Source organism: Sphaerospermopsis aphanizomenoides BCCUSP55 (genome assembly GCF_001586785.1).
GTDB classification, from domain to species: Bacteria; Cyanobacteriota; Cyanobacteriia; order Cyanobacteriales; family Nostocaceae; genus Sphaerospermopsis_A; species Sphaerospermopsis_A aphanizomenoides_A.
This window is the reverse complement of sequence record NZ_LUFH02000100.1, coordinates 1-22644: the sequence shown is the minus strand read 5'-3', so window position 1 is coordinate 22644 and position 22644 is coordinate 1. Positions and strand designations below refer to the sequence as shown.

Below are 22644 nucleotides of genomic sequence, written 5' to 3'. Positions count from 1 at the left end.
AGGGGAGGGCATCCCCAAAGTAACGCTACAGGAGTTGAAGCCTCTACTCTACTTGGTGCAAACCTGGTTGAGCAAGTTTTGACGATGAATGTAGAATCCCCGTGTCTTTAGACCGGGGAGTGTCAATGATTGACATTTTAATCTAATCTTTGATATTCTTCCAGAATTAATGAAATTGTCTAGCAATAACTATATGAGTTTTTCTAGCACAGCCCTAGAGCAGCGAGAAAGAGAATTAAAGGCACTTACAACTTTTTTGACCTATAGCTTGATTGGATCGTTGACTCTACATATTGGGTTGCTGGCTTCTGGTATTGGCAATCTGCTAATGAAAGTGCCGGAAATTGCAGAAGAACCAATGGAAATTACTGTTGTAGAAACTCCACCAGAAACAGAACCTTTACAAAAAGCAGAACAGCCACAACCTGATGTTGCCGAAAAATCCCAGATTTTGACTAGTTCAGATAGTCAGCCTGGTGGCGGTGGTGGGTTGAGTATCAACAACAGTTCTTCTACATCTGAATTAAAGCCGCAACCACAACAAAACCAGGTGGTAGCCACTAAAGCATCTCCTGTGGTGCCATTTCCGAAAATAGAAGCTCTTAAACCTTTACCTTCTATACCCAAAGAACTTGTTTCGGAAAGGAAATTAGAACCCCAATCTCAAGTAAAAGCGTCTGCACCCCAAAATATACTTACTCAAACCTCATCTAGAGATAGCACGACAGTACAAACATTTTCACAATCCAGTGCCAATTTAAGCAAATTACTGGCAGGAATTAGAGATAATCGAGCAAATCAAGCAGCTTCACAACCTTCTCAGGGTACGGCAGAGGGTAATGAAGGTGATGGCACAGCAACATCGAACTCTTCAGGTATTCCTGGCAATGGTATTCCTGGCAATGGTAGTGGCAGTGGTAGCGGTAGGGGTAGTGGCAGTGGCAGTGACAGTGGCAGTGACAGTGGTAGTGGTAGCGGTAGTGGCAGTGACAGTGGCAGTGGTAGTGACAGTGGCAATGGTAGCGGTTCAACAGTTGCAACTGCACCAACAACTCCCAAAATAAGAACTAATTCTGGGAATGGTGATGGTCGTGCTGCTTGTCGGGAGTGTAATAGTAGTTATCCAGAATGGGCGAGAAAGAGAGGTTTAGAAGGTAGAGTTGAAGTAGCTGTGGATACGGATGCTCAGGGCAATGTTACTGATGTGCGGTTATTGAGATCCAGTGGTAATGATAGATTAGATGCAGAACACCTAGATAGAGCGCGGAAATGGAAGCTCAAGGGTAGTTCCAGTGGTAGACAAGGTGTAACTATTGGTACTGAATATGCGATCGCAGGTTCTCAACGACATCGCCAATTACAGGAACGCAAGAAACAAAGAGAAACAGAACAAAGAAACAGTGAATCTACTAACAGTGCGAGTAATTCTGCCACTGAAACACCCAGACGCAGAAGAAGATTGGTAACATCATATTAGCGAAAATCTTCCCAAAGAATCGACTACAGAAACCAGAAGCATTCGCCACCCAAGAAATGTAGCCGCATCCACAGAATCTACTTCCACTTCCACAACCAAAGGACAGCGTTTGGGAGAAGCTCTCAGAAGAAGAAAAAGAAGAGATCAAGCTGCAACTAATACTTCTTCATCGTCAGGAGAAACAAGGAAAAGAAGACGAAGACGGGAAATAACCCCGGCTTCCTCAGTCAATTCCAATAGTGAAAGCAGTCCCAAACCTACCAGACGGCGGCGGCTTTTGGAACAACCTACATCTTCAGAGCCAAATCAACAATCATCTCCATCAGGTGATACTAATTAGGGTTTGCTGAATAAACTTGCTTTCTACCTTTCATGCAATAGTTCTAGTTGTTTTAACTGCTGTGACTGTTCTTGTAAGCGAATTGAAAGGCGATCACACACCAATTCACAGATCTCAAAAATTAACGGGTCAGTAATTTCATAATAAACACTTACCCCCCGTGGTTGTCGCTTGACAATTCCCGCTTGGGTGAGTATCTTCAGATGTTTAGAAACATTTGCCTGTCCCAATTCAGTAGTTTCAATAATTTCTGTGACATTTTTACTACCTGACTTTAGCGAACAGAGAACCTGAAGCCTGCTAATCTCCGACAGCACCTTAAAATAATCAGCAATTTGTCCTAGAGCCGCTGGTGAAGTTTTTAACATGAACTATGGCAACGAAGATTTTTTATCATATTACTATATGGTAGTATAACATATAACTAACATTAGTTGCTAATTAGGGAACAGGGAAAGCAAGAAGCAAACGTTTTTTCCAATTACCAATTACCAGCCTTAACCAGACATTTCGCAACTTAGGTTATTATCTCTGCGTTCATTCTCTTTGGGAGTGGTAAAAATGACAAATCACAAAAAACGCCTGTTGATAGTTGGTGGTGTTGCGGGTGGCGCTTCAACTGCTGCAAGAGCGCGTCGGTTATCAGAAACAGCCGAAATTATTATTTTTGAACGTGGTCAGTTTGTCTCCTTTGCTAACTGTGGCTTACCTTACTACGTTGGGGATGTAATTACGGATGAACAAAAGCTTTTAGTCGCAAATGCAGATTTATTCAAACAGCGATTTAATATTGATGTCCGCTTAGAAAACGAAGTTCTAGGAATTGACCGGGAAGCTGCTGTCATTACCGTCAAAAACCGCACAACCGGGGAAATTTACCAAGAACCCTACGATGCTTTGGTACTTGCACCGGGAGCAGCTTCCATTCGTCCACTCTTACCAGGAATTGATTTACCGGGAATTTTTGCCGTGCGAACCATACCTGATAGTCGTCGCATCCGCGAGTGGATTAGTAAAAAAGAAGTAAAACGGACTGTAGTGGTTGGTGGTGGCTTTATTGGCTTAGAAATGACTGAAAATCTTGTTCATCGCGGAATTTCCGTCACTTTATTACAAAATCAAACTCAGGTGATGGCTCCCCTTGACCCAGAAATGGCCACACCAATTCATGATCTACTAGAATCTCATGGTGTTAAATTAGGCTTGGGTGATGGCGTGGTTGGATTTGAAGCTAATGCCGACGACAGTATTAATGTTATCACCCAATCAGGGGAAAAACACACAGCCGATTTAGTGATTTTAGCCATTGGAGTACGTCCAGAAACCACCCTCGCAACAGCAGCAGGCTTAGAAATTGGCACACGGGGAGGGATTCGCGTCAACGCACAAATGCAAACCAGCGACGAGAAAATCTGGGCTGTGGGGGATGTGGTAGAAGTACAGGATTTTGTCACTAAAGAATGGACATTTATTCCCTTAGCAGGGCCAGCTAACCGTCAAGGAAGAATAGCCGCAGAGGCGATTTTTGGCAGAAATACCCAATTTAGAGGAGTGCAAGGTACATCTGTTTGTGGCATTTTTGGTTTAACAATTGCTACTACTGGTGCTAACGAGAAGACACTCAAACGTTTAGGTTGGGATTATGACAAAGTTTACCTGCATCCAGGGCATCATGTTGGCTATTATCCCAATGCCAAACCGATTAATATGAAATTGCTGTTTTCTCCTGAAGATGGCAGGCTTTTAGGAGCGCAAGCAGTAGGAGAAGCAGGAGTAGAAAAGCGTATTGATGTGATGGCGATCGCAATTCAATTGGGAGCAACAGTATATGACTTGGAAGAAGCAGAGTTATGCTATGCACCCCAGTTTGGTGCAGCTAAAGACCCGGTGAATATTGCGGGAATGATTGCAGGTAATGACCTGCGCGAAGATGCACCCTTGGTACATTGGGAAGATTTGCCGAAGTTAGATGGGGTGCTGCTGGATGTGCGAGAAGTGCATGAGTTTGCAGCAGACCATGTAGAAACCGCCATCAATATACCTTTATCTGAATTGCGTCAGCGGATGGTGGAGTTACCAACTGATCAAAATATTTGGGTATATTGCCAAGTAGGACAACGGGGTTATTATGCTACTCGTGCGCTGCGGTTAAATAATTTTCAGGCTTACAACCTGAGTGGAGGTTTTAAAACTTATCAAGCTGGGAAAAATAATTCCTAATTCGTAATTGAGAAAAATGGTGGTGTACCAGTCCTGAAAATATTTAAAAGATCAGCACTTAGAACTCTCCTCAACTCCTTTTGAGGAAAATTTTGTGAAAAAATATTGATTTTTGTTTTAGTTCATCAAGGAGTTTATTGTATGGGGTGTGGAGGATAAATCATCTGTTCCTTGCTATAAGTACCCAAGCAAAATTAATTTAACATATAGAGTGAAAACAAAAATGTTTGTGTTCCTTACCTGTTTCCTGTTAAGAGTTCCCTGTTCCCTCTCCTAACTATAAAATTTATTTTGCACGACTACTTATCAGTTGTTTGTATCTGCAATAGTAACTAAACCATGTATGCCTATTCCGGCGATCGCAAATCCCAGTAATGCCCAAGTAGCATCTGCAAAAACATTGATCCGATGGGCTAAGGCTCGATGATAGGCAAATTGTAGACTTTTTTCATTAGCCTTTTCATCCCTTACCAACTGCGAAACATAACTTTCAGCTTTGATCAGTGCGGAATAATCCGTACCAAAGTAATAAAGAGAAATAAGAAATACTGATAGACCTGGTATGACTAAAGTTAAAATCAGAATTCCTGGGCGTGTTTTCATAAAAATAACAGGTGACAGGTGACAGGTGACAGTGTTAAATTTTTCCCAGTTGTGGGCATAATACTGTTTGTGCTTGCACTTCTTGGGCTGAATATCACGAGATGAAAACGGTATTTTGGCGAAAAATCAGATTTCGGTGGTTGTTACTGACATTGTGCAGTATTGTCTGGGTGGGTTTGGTATTTTTACCAGTATATGCTGCATCTCCGCCGACAATAAATAATCTCAAACAACAGCAGCAGCAAATTCAGCAACAGCGTCAGAATGTGATTCAAGAACAGAACCGCTTAACGAATTTGCAAAAGGAAGCACAAAAACATTTAACTGGTTTAAATCAAAATGTGCAAACTACTAACAGCCAAATTCAAGACAGTGAAGCTAGGTTAAAATTTGCTACAGAACGCCTCCAGCAGTTAGAAGCTGATTTGTTGGTAGCAGAACGTACCTATCAAGAAAGACAGGCTGCAACTATAGCGAGATTACAATATCTTCAACGTTATCCAGCTTCTCACGGATTAGCGGTTTTGTTGCAAAGTCAGAATTTAAGTGATTTTACTAGCCGTCGTCATCAGTTAAAGCTTGTGTATCAAGCAGACCAGAAAATTTTAGCTAAACTAGCAACCCAGGCTAATTTGTTACTGCGGCAAAGAACAGAAGTAGAAACACAAAAAAATCTGATAGCCTTAATTAGAGAGCAATTATTAGTGCAGAAAGCCGATTATCAAAGTCAAGCAGAGTCACAAGCAGAATTGATTTCCCGTTTAAATAGCGATCGCTTGGCCTTGGAAGCAGCACAAAATCAATTAGAAAAAGATTCCCAAAATTTAACAGTATTGATTCAAAAAAAGATTGCGGAACAAAAAGCTAAGGAAGCCAGAGAAGCAGCACAAGCCAAAGCTAACAGTAAAATTTGGGTTCGTGGTACAGGTATTTTTGCCTTTCCTAGTGATGCACCTACTAGTAGTCCCTTTGGTTGGCGAATACACCCTATTCTCGGTTATCGGCGTTTTCACGCAGGTTTGGATTTTGCGGCGGGTTATGGTAGCACCATTAGATCCGCAGATTCAGGAACAGTGATTTTTGCTGGCTGGTATGGTGGTTATGGTAAAGCTGTAATTGTTAGTCATGGCAAAGGAATTACCACACTATATGGACATTGTAGTGAGTTGTATGTGACAGAAGGGCAATCTGTAGAGAAAGGACAAGCGATCGCTGCTGTTGGTTCGACAGGTTTATCCACAGGCCCCCATCTGCATTTTGAAGTCCGACGCGATGGTACACCAGTTGATCCTGCTAATTATTTATAATTTAAAAAGTATGCTATACTAGAAAAGTATTTTGGGCGCGTGGCTCAGTGGATAGAGCAACAGATTCCGGTTCTGTGGGTCGGGGGTTCAAATCCCTCCGCGCTCGTTTCTTCAAAGTATCATCAGATAAAGATTCTAGGTTATTACAGGGTTAGTTAGTTTCTCTCATTCTCTACTCCATTATGACCTCTTTGGGGTCAGTTTTAAGTTGGTTTTGGGTCAGGTTTGGGTCAACGAGAGAGTATAAGACTTGGGACAAGCCTAGTTAAAACTTAGTTATCTGTTTGTGATGTCTATCTCAAATTCTATGCAAACCAAGTTGGTGCTTAGATGCTGAGTAATATCATGTATCGGTGAACTAACTAACCATCAGTCTTTTAATTGTTAAGGAGAAAACACATGAAACTTTACTGCAATTTTGAAGTTAACAACAAGGTAATTCGTGCAGAGACGTATCTTGAGCAAAAACAAGATGATTGTTCTGTTTTAGCGACTGTATTCCCTTGTGAAATTAATTATCCTACTTTAACTTCAGATTGCTCTCTGGAAAGTGTGATAGGTTTCTCAGATTTATTGTTAGATAAAACATCAGGTTCAATTTGTGAAAAAAGAACTGAACAGACGATCAAAGAAAATATTCAAGAATACAAAGTGAAGTTACCTTCTGCTAAATTAGTATCTAAAAATCCTCCTAAAGCTCATGATAGTGTGTTAGTACAAATTTATTTAACGAATATTCCATATTCTTTTAAACCTTTGATTGTTACTCGTGAACAAGAAGGAAAAGAACCAGAAATTTATCAAAGTAACTTTACAGAAATTAATATTATAGGACAACATAAAGTTGTTATAAAACCTTATTCAGAAGGAGTCATAAGCCATCTACTAGAAGTAGATGGAGTTACTTTTGCTGACTTAGAAAACGTTATTGAGCTAATTGATTCTATTTGTTTGCTGATTACTTTTGCCTCTGGACGTATGTGTTCAATTGCGAAAATACAAGTTTTACATGATACAAAGATAGTTCATTTAGAATATATCTCCCCTGAAAATACTAAATTAAGAGAAGGTAATACAGTCATTTATAGTGAAGAAGACGTGATTCACTTTATTGAATCTACCTATAATGATTATATATCAAAAGTTAATATTTACAAATTGAGACACCTAATTAAGTTAGGTATATTAGCTAAAAATACACCTTATATAGAAAATAAAACACTATTAATATGTAATTTTTTGGAAATTTTGCGATATAATTACGCTATTAATATTGCTGTTCCTAGAGGCACTTTTTGTACAAGAACCAGGACAGACGGTTCACTTGAATTTAGATTTAAAATTGGAAATAATGTTGCTGGCTTTCATGATATTATTGACGATTTTTGTCAAACAAACAACTTGAAAGGTTGGATTAAAGATTATACAAAGATCCGTAATGAAATAGTACACCAAGGAGAAGTAGTTGGTAATAGTTATATTGAAAAAATTCAAAATTATTTACAACTTCACCATTTCTGTGATCGAGTGATACTTACACTTTTCAACTGGGATCAAGTATCAGGTTATTATATTCCAAAACATCGAATTCACAGAAAAATTACAAATGGGAAACAAGTAAACCGAATTAAATTTAAAAGATAAACTATATTAATATTTTACAGTATGTTACTTAATGAAGTATTAATAACATATTGTAAAAGTATTTTCAAAAAGAAGCGGTATGGAAGAAAAAACTTACTATTCTAAAGTAAGTAATTGTACATTTTTTTGAATGATTTGTTGATATATATAGTTGTAGTGATGTCTTTGATAATTTGATTTATTTTCCTTACTTGAGAAATGGGTTGATACGTATTTATTTTATTCCTTAAAAAAATATATATTTAAGTTCCAATATTAACAATCATCACAAATTCACACACATTATTTCTGATAGAATATGAAAGAGCCGAATTAAAACAACGATTTTACTACTATAGTAATAATACTTGTATATTAAAAGACTGCTATTAAGTAAGAAATTTGTTAAAATCTTTGACAAAAATGGTTTGTGGGCTAGGTTTAAGTAGACAAGCTACTCAAACACACGGCATGAAGCCGACGTTCACCCACGGTTATATTATATCATTTACATGAAAAACTTTCAACTCATGTGAGGAATCGAAACCAATGTTGTGATTAATTTGATACTAGAAGATAGCAAGTAATATCTAAGATGAGCTACACTAAGGATCTCAATATTCTAAATTTTCTTCTAAAATTATACCATCTCCCTAAACGGTATAAAACACCGATGACACAAACATCAACCCACACAGGCGTAACTTTAAACCTAACCCTACAGTTAATTGATTAAGTGGTCATTTAATTTAGCAAACGACATTAAGTCCCATTAGTGATTAAACTAGTAGATAGAATTGCTTCTCAGTTAATTTGTATGACTACACAAACATTATCGACACCAGAAGTCTATCAAGGACAGTTTGGCGAATTTACAATTACGAAGGGCGATCGCACAGGTGTGATCATCTACCGTGCAAGTTTAATGATAGCCGCCATTAGTTTTGCGATCGGTAGCGGTTTAGCTTTATTTTATCCTCACCAACCTGTAGCTATTCAAGCCATTACTCCGCTTTACACCTGTTTTAGTTTAGCCTTGGGTGTGAGTTTATTAACTATTCACATTTACATGAAATTACTGCACCAAATTTTACAGCTTTTTTGGATTATTGGCAGTATTTCGGCTTTTATCTTCGCACATTTTGACAGTCAACCTTTTGCAATTACTGTTTATAATCAACCTTTAACTTTATTTGGTGTTGGTTTTACCTTTGCGGCTTTAACCGGGATTTTCTTTAAAGAAGGTTTCTGTTTTCATCGTTTAGAAACTAAAATCTTAACTCCCCTTGTTCCCTTGCTTTTATTAGGACATTTAACCGGAATTTTATCAATTCAAGCTGAACAGGTTTTATTAGGAATTTGGGTAATTTTCTTTTTAATCTTTGCATTGCGGAAAACAGTACAAAATATTCCCGCAGATATTGGTGATAAATCTGTGTTTGATTATTTAGAAAATCAAAGATTAGCAAAGGTTTAATGTTCAGAAATGTCAATTATAGAAGAACGCAAATATTGGTTAGCTTGGTCGCAAATTTCGGGAATTGGCCCAATATTACTGCAAAGATTACAGCAACATTTTAGTAGTTTAGAAACTGCATGGAAAGCTAGTCCAGGGGAATTGCGACAAGTTGAAGGTTTTGGATTTCAAACTTTAGAAAAAGTCGTCCAACAAAGAAGTCGTTTAAACCCAGAACAACTACTTCTTCAACACCAACAAATAAACCCTCATTTCTGGACACCAGCAGATTCAGAATATCCCCAATTATTGAAAGAAATTCCTAGTCCTCCAGCGATTTTATATTATCGTGGTGAAGTTGATTTACAAGAAAATGCAGCACAAAAACCCTTAGTAGGAATTGTGGGAACTCGTAAACCTACAGAATATGGAATTAAATGGACTCGTCAAATTAGCACTGCTTTAGCAAAAAATGGTTTTACAGTTGTTTCCGGTATGGCCGAAGGAATAGACACCGAAAGTCATACAGCCGCAATGAAAGCGGGAGGAAGAACAATAGCGGTAGTGGGAACAGGTGTAGATGTTATTTATCCCTATAAAAATAAAGATTTATATCAACAGATTTTAAAATCTGGGATAGTAATTAGTGAATATCCCGCGAAAACTGCACCTAACCGCACCCATTTTCCTCGTCGAAATCGCATTATTGCTGGTTTAAGTCGAGCGATATTAGTAATGGAAGCAGGAATAAAATCTGGTGCATTAATAACAGCTACCTATGCTAATGAATTTTGTCGAGATGTTTACGCTTTACCAGGAAGAGTTGATGATCAACCATCTCAAGGATGTTTAAAATTGATTAGTCAAGGTGCAGGTTTAATCAATCAACAACTTAGTGAATTATTAACAATGTTGGGTGCAATTCCCCAAATAGATGTAGACACACAAATAGTTAAATCAATAGTTCAATCTGCTCCTTTACCTCAACCTACTCAACCTCAATTAGAACCAGAATTACAACAGGTAATAGATACGTTAGCTATTGATGCCTTACCTTTTGATTTTATTGTCCAAAAAACGGGTATGGATGCTGGTTTAGTCTCTAGTTCTTTATTACAGTTAGAATTGATGGGTTTAGTTTCTCAACTTCCAGGAATGCGATATCAGAAATTATAGGTGACAGGTGACAGGTGACAGTTGACAGGTGACAGTAGGAAGTTTACCAATTATCAATTATCAATTATCAATTATCAATTATCCTTTTCTCCATATTCCATCCCATTAGCTTCAGCGTAACGGTGCAGAAAACGCATAACTCTATCAAAATGATTATCTTGTTCAATTTCAAATTGACAATCTACCCTTTTTAATTCATCCCCTTCATCACCACCAAAAATAAACTTTGTTCCTGTAGGAGTAACACTAATTTCTCCTTCTTCATCAGTTAACAATAGAGAATTTAGCGACTGTTTAGTAAAACTATTAAAACCTGATAAAGCTTGTAATTGTTCAAATTGCATTAAAACAATACGTTTACCAGTACGGGTTTCCCGTCGTAAACTCACATTACTCAATTCTTCAAAAACACCTGCAAAAAATTGAATTGATGGAGGGGTAGATGTCATAATTAATTTGTAATTTGTAATTTGTAATTTGTAATTTGTAATTCGTAATTCGTAATTCGTAATTTGTAAATAGGAAGCAACTGTTGACTTTTGACTTTTGACTTTTGATTTTTGATTTTTAACTTGTTTACTGTGGTGGGTAATATTGTGGAGTCATTACAGGAGGTTGATAAGTACCCATAGGGACATTATTCACCATACCATTAGGCATGATTGGGTTCATCACCTGGGGTTGAATGAAAGGTTGAATAGGTTGAATAGGTTGAATAGGTTGAATAGGTTGAATAGGTTGAACTGGTTGAACTGGTTGAACTGGTTGAACTGGAGGCTGAAAACTAGTTGACGGTGGATTATTTGTAGGAGTGCTGGGTGTGACAGTAGTTTGACTAAAGTGTTGGTAAGCTGCTTTAGAGATGGAATTAATCAGTTTTTCGGCATTAGGATCATTATTGGGACGTTTGACCATTACAGCAGCTATATAACGCTTACCGGTGGGGATATCAATTAAACCAACATCTCCCAACATAGTGCCAATATCACCGGTTTTATGATAAGCTCTAGCTCCTTCTCCCAAACCAGAAGGTAGAAGATTATCTCTTTCTGTGCGACGCATAATATCCAACATTAAATCACGCGATCGCATACTCACTAAATTACCCTGATTTACCTTAGCAATTAGATCTCCTAATTCTTTAGGTGAGGTGGTATTTGTGCCTTGTAAATCTGGTAGTGGATTACGAATCATTGTAGTTGCTAATCCCCAACTACGAAAACGCTCATTTAATACTTCTTGGCCTCCCAATCGAGTAATGAGCATATTTGTGGCAGTATTATCACTAATAGTAATCATTTTTGTAGCAATATCTAGCGCCGTGTATTGACTACCTACAGATTGGGTGCGTAAACTGCCCGAACCTTCTGCAATCATCTCTTTTTGCAGAGTTAACATTTCATCAAGGCGAATTTTTCCTGCATCCACATCCTGAAAAAATGCAATCAGAATGGGAATCTTAATTGTGCTGGCCGCCGGAAAACTAGCATTACTATTAATATCAACATAAGCACCCGTATCTAAATCTACCATGAATACCCCAGGAATCAGATTTGGGTATGGTGTTGCCAGATTTTGTACAGTAGTTTTTAAAGGAATAATTTCTTGTGATAGGTATAAACCAGAAGAGGCTTGGTTATTAGAATTAGATTGGGTAACATTAGTCCCAGATGGAGGGGAAGCAGTTTTAGGGATGCGATTAGCGGGGTCTAAGACTGACAACAGCGTACCGACAATAGCACCTATGCCGACTCCAACAATCAACAACCGCAGCATATATAGTATAGTTTTAGCCATTGGCTTTAACTGGGTTTTGCGCGATGGCCGCCTATTTATTTTTGGCTTTCCTTGCTTTTGAACACGCACAGTCTTTACTTTCCCAGTAGCTGGTGGCGGAATTTTTTCCTTGGGCTTAGGGATGGGTTTAACTGCTACTGGCATGACTATTCTAGATGATGGTCTTTGCCCCCCAACCGGGAGAGCAGAGGCACTGATATGATTATTCAGCCGTGTTAAGGCCACAGCTTCTGGTCTAGTCACACCTTTTTGCTGGTTCTTAACAGGCTTCGGTGCTGTCTTTTGGACTGGGCGTGTCCGGCGACGACGCTGTGGTTGCCGTTGTGAGACAGCTATTAGTTTGTCACTTGATTCTGACACTGCTACTCCTTGTTACCCACGTAAACGTTCGACCCAAAATTAAATCCAAACCAAAATTAAATTCAAAATTAACTATATTATGCACCTTGATCACTCAGATCACCTTCTGGGACTAAGTAGCTTTTTTAAGTTTAGTTTAATTCATATTGACGTAAGTTGCTAGTTAGGTGACAGGTGACAGGTGACAGGTGACAGGTGACAGGTGACAGGTGACAGGTGACAGGTGACAGGTGACAGGGAAGAGGGAAGAGGGAAGAGGGAAGAGGGAAAGAAGGAAAAATTAATTATTCCCTATTTCCTATTCCCTTGTTTCCAAATTACGAATTGCCCATTCTATTTGTCGCAACATCCCACGCAGCATAGCTACTTCGGTAGTTTGGATATGAGCGCGATTATATAGATGGCGGAATTTTTCCATTCTACTGGCTGCTGTATGGGGATAAAGATACCCTATGGATAATAGTAAAGATTCTAATTCCTGATAGTAAGGTTCCACAATCTCGAAGGGTGCGATTTCGGTTGTGGGATTTTTCTGTGTTGTATATATTTCTGCTAATTGTGATAATTCGTAACAACAGATGGATACTGCCGTAGCTAAATTTAGGGATGGGTATTCTGAATTGGTAGGAATGAAAACTAATTTATGAGCATAATTTAATTCTTCATTGGTTAAACCCCTATCTTCTCTGCCAAAAATTAAGGCTACTGGCTTTTCTGTTTCTTCTAATAACCACGGTAGGGCTGTACGAGGAGACTCTAAAGATATTTCTCCGCTATAATCACGGCCGATGGTAGCGATCGCTCGCACACATCCTGGCAATGCTGCTGGTAATGTCGGAACTATGACCGCAGATTCTAAAATGTCTTTAGCGTGAACGGCCATTTTTAAGGCATCAAAAGATGAGCGATCGCACTGGGGATTAACTAATACTAGGTTATGTAAGCCAAAATTTTTCATCACCCTAGCAATTGAGCCTAAATTCAATGGGCCTGCTGGTTCTACCAACACAATTCTGATTCCAGCCAAACCCATGTTTAACCCCCTTTTGTCAGTTATCAGTTGTCAGTGGGAAAAGGCAAAATTGACACACTCCCCTACATCCTACACCCTACACCCTACACCCTACACCCTATTCCCTATTCCCTGCCTTAACAGATATGATCACTATTCCAACGAACATGATATCAGACATAACTGCACAATCTTCTCAAAGTTAAAATCATTGATTAAATCTGTTAAAGCTTTTGCTAGGGTTGCTTGCTTTTGGGGAATTTGATCGATCAGTTGTAGAGTTTGACGTTTACTGCATCTACTAGCAGCTTGCATTAATTGCTTGATCCATTCATCATTCATGACCTGTAACGATGAAGCAGAAAGAGTCATAGATAAAGATTGTTGTTCTTCGTTAGCGATATCTTCTGTTGTATTGGCGTAGATGTATTTAACTCCTAGATGTTCAGCTAATTTATTCAACAAAAATTCTTCTCGAAAAGGTTTACGAATAAAATCATTACAACCTATAGATAGAATATGAGTACGTTGTTCTTCAAATGCACTTGCAGTTAAAGCAATAATTTTAGTTTCCTGTGGAACAGCAGTTGAATCATCTCGCTCATTTAAATTATTTAAATTATTTAAATTATTTATTTTTTTTAAACTATTTATTTGACTTGTTTCCGCTGCTCGAATCTGTAGTGTAGCTTCATAGCCATCCATAACGGGCATTTGCATATCCATAAAAATTAGATGTGGTTGATAACGTTGCCATAATTCCACACCTTCTTGACCATTTTCTGCTGTATATACTTCAAACCCTAGCGGTGAAAGTAACTCTACCAAAAGTTGTTGGCTCTCCCATTGGTTTTCCACAATTAGTAACCGATATGTGGGTTGAGCAGGAGCAAGGTGAATCACTCTTTGTTTAGATATTTGCATGGGAACATTTGCTTTTTCGGCAAAATTTACCTTGATATTAAACCGAAATATACTCCCCTGACCAATCACACTATCAACTGTGATTTCACCTCCCATCAATTTGACAAACTTTTGACTAATAGTTAACCCTAGTCCTGTTCCTTCTTGTGCATCAGTAGTTCTAGCTTGTACAAAAGGTGTAAATAATCGCTTGATATCTTCTGGTTTAATGCCTATGCCCGTATCTTCTACTTCAAAAAGTAGAGAAGTAGAAGTATCGTTGCTTTCTTTGGTAATGACGCGCAGTTTTACTTCTCCTTCTTGGGTGAACTTAATTGCGTTTCCTAATAAATTTAGTAAAACTTGGCGTAGTTTAACTTCATCGGTGGTGACATATTGGGTAACATCAGGATCGCGTTCAAAAATTAGGGTTAACTGCTTAGAGTTAGCTTTTAGCCGTAATAAATCTTCTAGATTATGCAGTAAGTAATGTAAATCAAAACTAGTTTTATTAAGTTTGATTCTCCCTGCTTCAATCTTGGACATTTCTAAGACATCATTAATCAGTTCTAGCAGATGATGTCCACTACGATTGATAATATCAAGATGTGCTTGATGTTTGTGATTTAGGGATGTATCGCGGCTCATAACTTGAGTAAATCCCATGATTGAATTTAAGGGAGTCCTCAATTCATGGCTCATATTAGCTAAAAATTCACTTTTAGCTCTGTTCGCTGATTCGGCTGCATCTCTGGCTTTTTCTAGCTCTAGAGATTGTTGTTGAATTTGAGTAAATAATTCGGCTTGATAGAGGGCAATGCCTAACTGATTACTAATATTAATTATGAGATTGATTTCATTTTGTTTCCACAGCCGGGGGTGAGAGTTTTGATAAGCTGCTAACAATCCCCACAATTTACCATAATTAAAAATTGGTACAATTGTGTAAGACCTAGCTTGAAAACTTTGCAAAAGTTGAAGATAACAATCGTCAAAGCCTGCTGTATATATGTCTTCTACAACTCGGTAGTTGCTTGGTTGATGGTAAAATCCGCCTTGTGTATTTTGTAGATAAGTATCTTGCACTTCATGATCATAAAAATTATTATTTATATCTGATCTATTCAACCTTCTTCTATCAAAATTGCTCACATTACATCGCTGATGTAAAGTTGTATTTTCTGTTAATTTAATATGGCTAGGGAGATGATTATTATCATCATCATGCCATAACTTAATCCATCCATCACCTACAGATTCAGCTACAAATTCTCCACTCCAATCAGGATGGAAACGATAAATAGTCACGCGATCGCATTTCAACAGTTGTCTTAATTCTTCGGTTGTGGTGCGAAAGATTTGGGCAATTTCTAGAGTCTGACGCATTCGTTCCACTACCCGCAATGTTGCCTGTTGCTGTTCTATATTTTCTTGTAAAGCATTTTCAAATAATTGTCTTTCTAGTTCTGCACCAGCGCGGGCGGCAAAAATTCTTAAAATCAATTCAGTTGTTTGGTTTTTCACCATTGGCTTAGTATCCAGAACTTTTAAATGTCCGAGAATATTGCCTAATGAATCATGAAGAGCAATTGCTAAGTAACTCTCTACCTTTAATTCTGCTAAATGTTGATTGTCTGGAAACCATGACTGAATACCCTGGGGATAATATACCATGTCTCCAGATAATATTTGTTCACAAGCTGTCCCGATCAAATTATATTCAAAGTCCTGACCAAAGTCTTCTCCTTGCCAGTATGCCAGGGTACGAAGTATGGTTTTGGAAGTATCGACAAATCTAGTGACAAAGGCATAGCGAACTTGTAAAACTTCTGCCAAATAACGCACCAGAGAACGAAAAAATTCATTGCCTGTTTTTGATGCTGTACCTGCGACAATTAATTTTAAGGCTGTTTCCTGACGTTTGCGATCGCTAATATCTGTATGGGAACAAATTAATCGAATGGGTTTGTCATTTTCATCCCAAAGTGCCTGTCCCCGTTCTAAAATCCATTTATAGCTACCATCTTTACACTGTAGTCGATACTCTTGCATCAAGAAGGGAATTTCCCGATGGAGATGACTGGAATTTGCCTTAATCACACACTCCATATCATCTGGATGAATACGTTTTAGCCATTCTTCAATATTATTGTCAATTTCTTCTTCTGCATAACCTAATATTTCCTTCCAGCGACCAGAGTAAAAAACTTTAGATGTCTGTAAATTAAAATCATAAATGCCATCTTGACTAGCTTGAATTGCTAATTGCCAGCGTTCCTCACTTTTTCTTAATTTTTCCTCTGCCTGTTGGCGTTTAATTTCTATTTGTTGGGCGCTGATAAATTTACCAATGCTTTGAGCCATTAATTCAATAATTTCTTGCTCATGATTATCAAATTTCTGAAATCTGATTTCTGTGGAAAAAAAGCACAGTGTTCCATAAAATTGACCGTCCACCCAAATAGGAGTACCAATGTAAGATTCTAATTTCATACTTTGGTAAAGTGGATGACAGCGCATCTCTTCCATTTCTTTAACATGGTGAAATGCTATAGTTTTTTGTTGCTCAAATACCTTGCCACAATAAGCATCAGATAAATTTATTTTCAAACCAGGCTTTAAGGATTGAAATTCAGATTTAACTGCCAAAAAAGAATAAGTTTGATTATCAATTTTACCAACCGCTCCAGCAGAAAACCGCAGCACTTGACAACCTGTATCTAAATAATCTAAAAACAAGGCTTCCAACTGATGAAAATCAGTCATATTGATGCGATGTAAATGCTTAAGACTAGAACTAAAATCAGCTAGTGCCTGGGTTTTTTGCAATAACTCTTCATTTTGTTCAAGCAACTTATTTTGTAATCGCTGAATCCGCAGTTGATTTTCAACCCTGGCAATTACTTCCTCTGTTTGAAAGGGTTTAGTAATATAATCAGCTCCACCTAAAGTAAATGCTTTGACTTTATCTAAAGGCTCATGTGAAGCACTAATAAAAATTACAGGTATGCCACGGGTCTTTTCATTTTCCTTCAGCTTTTGGCAAACTTGATAGCCATCCATGCCTTTCATCATAATATCTAGCAAAATCAAATCAGGCAACTTAGCCTGAACTGACCGTAAAGCCATTTCACCATCTGGTGCAGACCGCACCTTATAACCCCAATTGGAAAGCACTTTAGATAGTAGAATTAAATTGACTGGATTATCGTCAACCACTAAAATATTGGCGAGAACTGATGAAGTTTGCAACTGATTCATAATTTAACTTGCATATTAGGGATGCTCCCGACAATTTCGCTAACTAGCAATTTACCTTAATCGGATTTGGAACTGTTTAGTAATTCAGTAGCTGCATAAATTCCTAGAGGTTTGGCAAAAAAATATCCTTGTCCCTGGTGACAACCAAGTAATTGTAACTTTAAAAATTGTTCGACTGTTTCCACTCCCTCTGCTATCACTTCTAGTCCTAAGTCATTTGCTAGGTTGGCGATTGCTTGAACTATTTGCTTGCCACTGGGAGAATCTAATTTCTGCACAAAAGAACGATCAATTTTTAAGACATTCAGAGGCAGTTCATACAGCCGGCTCAGAGAAGAATAACCAGTACCAAAATCATCAATGTAAACCCGCACTCCCAGGCTTTGCAATTTTTCCAATGTTCGCTTTGCAGTTACGGCATTTTCCATCATCGCACTTTCGGTAATTTCCAATACTAAGTTGGAAGACTTTAAACCTATTGTCTGTAAAATCTGCTCAACTTGTACTACTAAATCAGGGTTAGCTAACTGTTTACTAGCAACATTAACACTGATTGTCAGACGATCATAATCATCAGGAAACTGCTCTTGCCAAGTTCGTAATTGATGACAAGCTGTTTGCAAAACCCATAGACCAAGGTCACAAATTAAGTTACTTTTTTCAGCTAAAGGAATAAATTGTTCAGGAGGTATCATTCCTAAAGTTGGGTGTTGCCAGCGCAGTAAAGCTTCAAATCCTAAAATTTGATATCTTTGTAAAGAAACTATCGGCTGATAGCAAAGGGTCAACTCATTGCGAATGAGTGCCATTTTCAGATCCCTCTCTAATCGCAGTTGAGCTATTTGTTCCCCAGATAAAAATGTGGTTTGAGCTTCTGGTTGTTGCTCAATTGCATTAGTGAGCCGCATCAGCCTTTCCACATTGCTAGTAGCAATATCTATCATCCGTAATTCCTGTTGAGATAGATTACCTAACTTGCCAGAGCCTAAAATATCAAGAGCCACCTGAATCACCGTCAAAGGGGTACGCAACTCGTGACTGATATCCCCAGATATTTGCTCTTGGATATTGGGGTTAGAAATCGCATGAGGTAGAAGATTGATGGATTGAATTATAGTCATAAAATTTTGATGCTGGCTTAGAAGTCAAGTAGTAATTGTGTCAGTTACTTAATAGGCTGATAGTCAGCAATCTTAGGTTTGAATGATGGAAAATTTGTGGAGACATCTCAGCTTGGCAACAGCTTTCAATTATTCCAACCTAAAGATACTAACAACTGTTGAGCTAATTGAGCAGGTTTAAATGGTTTGGCAATCATAGCTGTAATACCCAAGTTGGCAAAACGCTGTTGATCTGCCGCTTGCACTTTGGCAGTCAGGAGAATCACAGGAATATTCTTAGTGGCAGGATTTAACTGGAGTTGCTCAAATATCTTCACTCCATCCATATCTGGCAACATCACATCTAGTAAAATTGCATCAGGCTGTTCAGTTTCGGCTTTGTGTATCCCCTCGCTACCTGTTCGAGCCAAAATTACATCTAATTCTGCCATCAGTTCCAAGCTAATTTTTGCAACTTCCCGGATATCATCTTCATCATCAATCACTAAAACTTTTTTTGTTGTCATGAATAACCTCGAAGTATTCTGAAATCTTGATTCTGAATATACAGTAGCAGTCAGTGATCAAATCAGCGATAAGTGAAAATCCGAATCAACCACTCTTTACTGTTTAAGTAAGTCGGCTTGAAAAAACCGAGGTATGTTACAAAAAGTAAACTCTCTGCAAGTCTCTTCCCTCTTGCCTTTTGCCTCTTGCCTTTTGCCTTGCCATAACGATAAATTTTAACGCCTACCTACTTACTCAGTACTCCGTACTCGGTCATCAACTCCCTCCTAACGGCTAGATACTTGAAATATACAGCAAATATCACTTTACCAACACTGACCCTGCCTTCGTTAACTGTTTGTCATCAGGGACTAACCGAATTTTCAGTAACATTACTTATGATAAAATCATATATAGGAATACGGGTTAGTTTGGATGCCTCTTTCAGAGGAACTATGTTAACGCGGTAGCGTACCGGAGGCAGGCAAAAGGCACTCTTGCAAGAGACAAAAGAGTTTTAGAATTTTTAGGTGTATGGGTTTTTGTTCAATAATCAAATAGGATTCCTATATAATTATAATTTTTAACTAAAAATCAGACTAGGGAGGAATTTAAAATCAAAAACTTATGAGGATTCTAGTAGTAGATGATGATGAAAGTATAGTTAAAGTTTTGACACAGCTTTTAACAGAGCAAAATTATGTTGTTGATGTTGCTAAAAATGGTGAGGCTGGGTGGGAACTGGTAGAAAGTTGTGAGTATGATTTGATTTTGTTGGATGTAATGCTACCAAAATTAGATGGAATCAGTTTCTGTCGTCGTCTCAGAGATCATAAAAATCCAGTTTTAGTGCTGCTTCTGACTGCTCGTGATACAACAACTGATAAACTACAAGGGCTAGATAGCGGCGCTGATGATTATGTTGTCAAGCCGTTTAATGTCCAAGAATTAGCAGCTAGAATTCGTGCTTTAGTTCGTCGTAAAAGTACATCCACTTCTCCTGTATTGATATGTGGTAACTTACAACTTGACCCCAGTATACATGAAGTAACTTATCAAGCAAATCTGTTACAATTTAGCCGCAAAGAATACTTGTTAGTAGAATTGTTTCTCCGCAACCAGAACCGGATTTACAGTTGCAGAGATATTGTTGATCACCTGTGGTCTTTTGATGCTGAACCACCTAATGAATCTACAGTTAGATCCCATATTAAAAATATTCGTCGGCAGTTAAAAGCTGTTGGTGCAAGTGATTTCTTGGAAACAGTTTATGGACAAGGATACAGGATTAATCCTAGTTTTATAGCAGCTGATAACCCCAGTAATACCTGTGAGATCAATACTTATGGACAAGAAATATTAGATGCTTCTATAGCAGAGATTTGGCAGCAGACAAAAAACTTAACTTTTGAACGTCTGATTGCTGTAGAACAAGTTATATCTTCTCTGGTAGCAGGCATATTTGATGAAAATTTATATCAAACAACTATCCAAAATGCCCATAAACTGGCAGGTTCTCTGGGTATGTTTGGCTTTGAACAAGGCAGTGTTTTAGCTCGGCAAATAGAAGTTTTATTAGAATCTGATTTTAAGTTGCAATACTTGGGGAGTGCTACACGGTCGCACCATAGACTAATCTACCAACAGAAATTTGCTCAGAAATTAGAACCGTTGGTGATTACCTTACGTCAAGAACTAGAAACAACAACTAACCAGCTAATTGGTTTAACTTCTCAAACACAAAAATTTCTCCCATCTGAACCAATTAATGCCAAAATTCTGGCAGTAGATGATGATCCACAAATTTTGCTCACTCTCAAAACACTACTTGAACCTTTGGGTGTGCAGTTAACTTGTTTAACTAGTCCAGACCATTTTTGGACAACTTTGACATATAATCAACCAGAGTTTCTGATTCTAGATATCAATATGCCTAGTGGTACTGAAGGTTTAGATTTGTGCCGTTCTGTACGTCAAAATCATAACTGGAATTGGCTACCAATTCTATTTCTGACTGCTTGTACGGATGCAGAAACATTACAACAAGCATTTATGACTGGTGCGGATGACTATTTAACTAAGCCTATTATTCCCCAGGAACTGTTTACCAGAATTATTAACCGTCTTCAGCGCACCCGCACTCTGAGAAATCAGAATTAAGATGTAGCTCCAGTCAGCTAAAATCTCGTTGGAGACTCAGTTTTTACCTTGTGGAGTTGGGTTTAATGATATAAAAGCAATCCATTTTTATTGAAAATTTATTTACTACTACTTAAACTAAATTTAGTTATGAATAATTTGCACACATACTCTAGTAAAGCCAACATCTTAATTGTCGATGATACACCCAATAATCTGCATTTACTCTCCAGTATGTTAGAAGAACAGGGCTATGAGGTACGTTGTGCTAATAGTGGTGCGATCGCTCTCCGGGCGGTGGAAATTGAGCATCCAGATATTATCCTCTTAGATATCAATATGCCAAATATGAATGGCTATGAGGTTTGTGAACGTCTAAAACTCGATCAGCGTACTCACGAAATCCCCGTCATTTTTCTCAGCGCCCTCAGCGATACCATAGATAAAGTCAAAGCTTTTCGCATCGGTGGTGTAGACTATATTACTAAACCTTTTCAACTAGAAGAAGTGCTGGCTCGAATTGAAAATCAGTTAAGCTTACGCAGGATGCAAATAGAACTGCAACAAGCAAAATATCAAGCCATCAAAGCTTTAGAAAAAGAACAAGAACTTAACCGGATTAAATCAGAATTTGTGTCGATGATTTCCCATGATTTCCGGAATCCACTCACCAGCATTCAAGGGTTTGCCGGATTACTTGAATGTGGTAGTACTATTCCTTCACCGGCAACAATTAACCGTTATATATCCAAAATTAATAATGCTGTTGATCATCTACTCTGCTTATTGGATGAAATATTACTCATGGGTAGTATAGAAGCAGGAAAAGTGCAGTATCAAGCTGTATCAGTCAACTTAGAAGAATTTTGTCATGAACTCATTGATACTTTGCAATATAGTATAGGCAATCAACATCAAATTTGTTTTACCTGCACTGGCAACACACAAGCAGAAATGGATGTAATATTACTCCAGCGTATCTTCACAAATTTACTTGCTAATGCCGTTAAGTATTCTCCATCTGGCTCAAAAATTGAGTTTGAATTAGAATGTCATAATCAGGTTGCTACATTCCAAGTCAGAGACCAAGGAATAGGAATTCCATTAGAAAGTCAGCCCCACTTATTTGAAGCTTTCTATCGGTGTAGTAATGTAGGTGAAATTAAAGGAACAGGTTTAGGACTTGCAGTTGTCAAAAAATGTGTTGAAGTTCTTCAGGGTAATATTGTTGTGGAAAGTCAAGAAAAATTAGGCACTAATATCACCGTATCCCTACCACTCAAGCAGGAATAAGGGACTTCCAACTAAAAAAATATTCCATCGTTTGGGTCAGCAGGGGAAGCAGGGGGCGCAGGGGGCGCAG

The 22644-nt window shown here is 38.1% G+C and carries 17 protein-coding genes and 1 tRNA gene; 10 read left to right on the top strand and 8 right to left on the bottom strand.

The features are described from left to right. The first annotated feature begins 193 nt into the window (after positions 1 to 193). Both A0J48_RS21415 and A0J48_RS27205 read left to right on the top strand, forming a co-directional pair. On the top strand, positions 194 to 1477 hold the full coding sequence (locus A0J48_RS21415) for an energy transducer TonB (RefSeq protein WP_234301076.1): 1284 nt from the start codon (positions 194 to 196) through the stop codon (positions 1475 to 1477). Between the two features lie 109 nt (positions 1478 to 1586). After that, positions 1587 to 1817, top strand: a complete 231-nt coding sequence (locus A0J48_RS27205) for a hypothetical protein (RefSeq protein WP_234301075.1) — start codon at positions 1587 to 1589, stop codon at positions 1815 to 1817. Between the two features lie 23 nt (positions 1818 to 1840). On the opposite strand, the gene A0J48_RS21410 is transcribed toward A0J48_RS27205, so the two are convergent. After that, positions 1841 to 2185, bottom strand: coding sequence for an ArsR/SmtB family transcription factor (locus tag A0J48_RS21410; protein WP_200326614.1), 345 nt, complete (start codon positions 2183 to 2185; stop codon positions 1841 to 1843). A gap of 193 nt (positions 2186 to 2378) precedes the next feature. On the opposite strand from A0J48_RS21410, the gene A0J48_RS21405 reads away from it, so the two are divergent. Beyond that, positions 2379 to 4037 (top strand): FAD-dependent oxidoreductase, encoded by a 1659-nt coding sequence (locus A0J48_RS21405; RefSeq protein ID WP_200326613.1) that lies wholly within the window; start codon positions 2379 to 2381, stop codon positions 4035 to 4037. A 306-nt stretch (positions 4038 to 4343) separates the two neighbouring features. On the opposite strand, the gene A0J48_RS21400 is transcribed toward A0J48_RS21405, so the two are convergent. Continuing rightward, a complete protein-coding gene (locus A0J48_RS21400) occupies positions 4344 to 4640 on the bottom strand; it encodes a hypothetical protein (RefSeq protein WP_200326612.1) in 297 nt (98 codons plus the stop codon). A 101-nt stretch (positions 4641 to 4741) separates the two neighbouring features. Between A0J48_RS21400 and A0J48_RS21395 the strand changes: the two genes are divergently transcribed. The 5 genes from A0J48_RS21395 to dprA all read left to right on the top strand — a co-directional run bounded on the left by A0J48_RS21395 (position 4742) and on the right by dprA (position 10202). Continuing rightward, on the top strand, positions 4742 to 5947 hold the full coding sequence (locus A0J48_RS21395; RefSeq protein ID WP_200326611.1) for a murein hydrolase activator EnvC family protein: 1206 nt from the start codon (positions 4742 to 4744) through the stop codon (positions 5945 to 5947). Between the two features lie 33 nt (positions 5948 to 5980). Further along, positions 5981 to 6053: transfer RNA gene (locus A0J48_RS21390), tRNA-Arg, on the top strand. Between the two features lie 293 nt (positions 6054 to 6346). Beyond that, a complete protein-coding gene (locus A0J48_RS21385; protein ID WP_200326610.1) occupies positions 6347 to 7591 on the top strand; it encodes a hypothetical protein in 1245 nt (414 codons plus the stop codon). Positions 7592 to 8387: 796 nt separating this feature from the next. Further along, the gene (locus tag A0J48_RS21380; RefSeq protein ID WP_200326609.1) at positions 8388 to 9047 is read left to right on the top strand and encodes a DUF2301 domain-containing membrane protein; all 660 of its coding nucleotides are present in this window, start codon (positions 8388 to 8390) and stop codon (positions 9045 to 9047) included. A 9-nt stretch (positions 9048 to 9056) separates the two neighbouring features. Further along, the gene (dprA, locus tag A0J48_RS21375) at positions 9057 to 10202 is read left to right on the top strand and encodes a DNA-processing protein DprA (protein ID WP_234301074.1); all 1146 of its coding nucleotides are present in this window, start codon (positions 9057 to 9059) and stop codon (positions 10200 to 10202) included. A 74-nt stretch (positions 10203 to 10276) separates the two neighbouring features. Here dprA and psb28 read toward each other — a convergent pair whose 3' ends face one another. From psb28 to A0J48_RS21345, 6 genes are all read right to left on the bottom strand, one after another. After that, positions 10277 to 10651: a photosystem II reaction center protein Psb28 gene (gene psb28, locus A0J48_RS21370; protein WP_200326608.1), complete on the bottom strand. Its 375-nt coding sequence runs from the start codon at positions 10649 to 10651 to the stop codon at positions 10277 to 10279. Between the two features lie 127 nt (positions 10652 to 10778). After that, positions 10779 to 12359 (bottom strand): serine hydrolase, encoded by a 1581-nt coding sequence (locus tag A0J48_RS21365; RefSeq protein ID WP_200326607.1) that lies wholly within the window; start codon positions 12357 to 12359, stop codon positions 10779 to 10781. A gap of 298 nt (positions 12360 to 12657) precedes the next feature. Continuing rightward, entirely contained in the window at positions 12658 to 13392 is a 735-nt protein-coding gene (locus tag A0J48_RS21360; protein ID WP_200326606.1) for an RNA methyltransferase, read from the bottom strand. Positions 13393 to 13524: 132 nt separating this feature from the next. After that, positions 13525 to 17535, bottom strand: a complete 4011-nt coding sequence (locus A0J48_RS21355; RefSeq protein ID WP_200326605.1) for a response regulator — start codon at positions 17533 to 17535, stop codon at positions 13525 to 13527. A gap of 56 nt (positions 17536 to 17591) precedes the next feature. Then, the gene (locus A0J48_RS21350) at positions 17592 to 18656 is read right to left on the bottom strand and encodes a putative bifunctional diguanylate cyclase/phosphodiesterase (RefSeq protein WP_200326604.1); all 1065 of its coding nucleotides are present in this window, start codon (positions 18654 to 18656) and stop codon (positions 17592 to 17594) included. A 125-nt stretch (positions 18657 to 18781) separates the two neighbouring features. Beyond that, on the bottom strand, positions 18782 to 19162 hold the full coding sequence (locus A0J48_RS21345) for a response regulator (protein WP_200326603.1): 381 nt from the start codon (positions 19160 to 19162) through the stop codon (positions 18782 to 18784). A 607-nt stretch (positions 19163 to 19769) separates the two neighbouring features. Here A0J48_RS21345 and A0J48_RS21340 point away from each other — a divergent pair. Then, the gene (locus tag A0J48_RS21340; RefSeq protein WP_200326602.1) at positions 19770 to 21302 is read left to right on the top strand and encodes a response regulator; all 1533 of its coding nucleotides are present in this window, start codon (positions 19770 to 19772) and stop codon (positions 21300 to 21302) included. 129 nt (positions 21303 to 21431) lie between these two features. Then, positions 21432 to 22574 (top strand): hybrid sensor histidine kinase/response regulator, encoded by a 1143-nt coding sequence (locus A0J48_RS21335; RefSeq protein ID WP_200326601.1) that lies wholly within the window; start codon positions 21432 to 21434, stop codon positions 22572 to 22574. Positions 22575 to 22644: the final 70 nt, after the last annotated feature.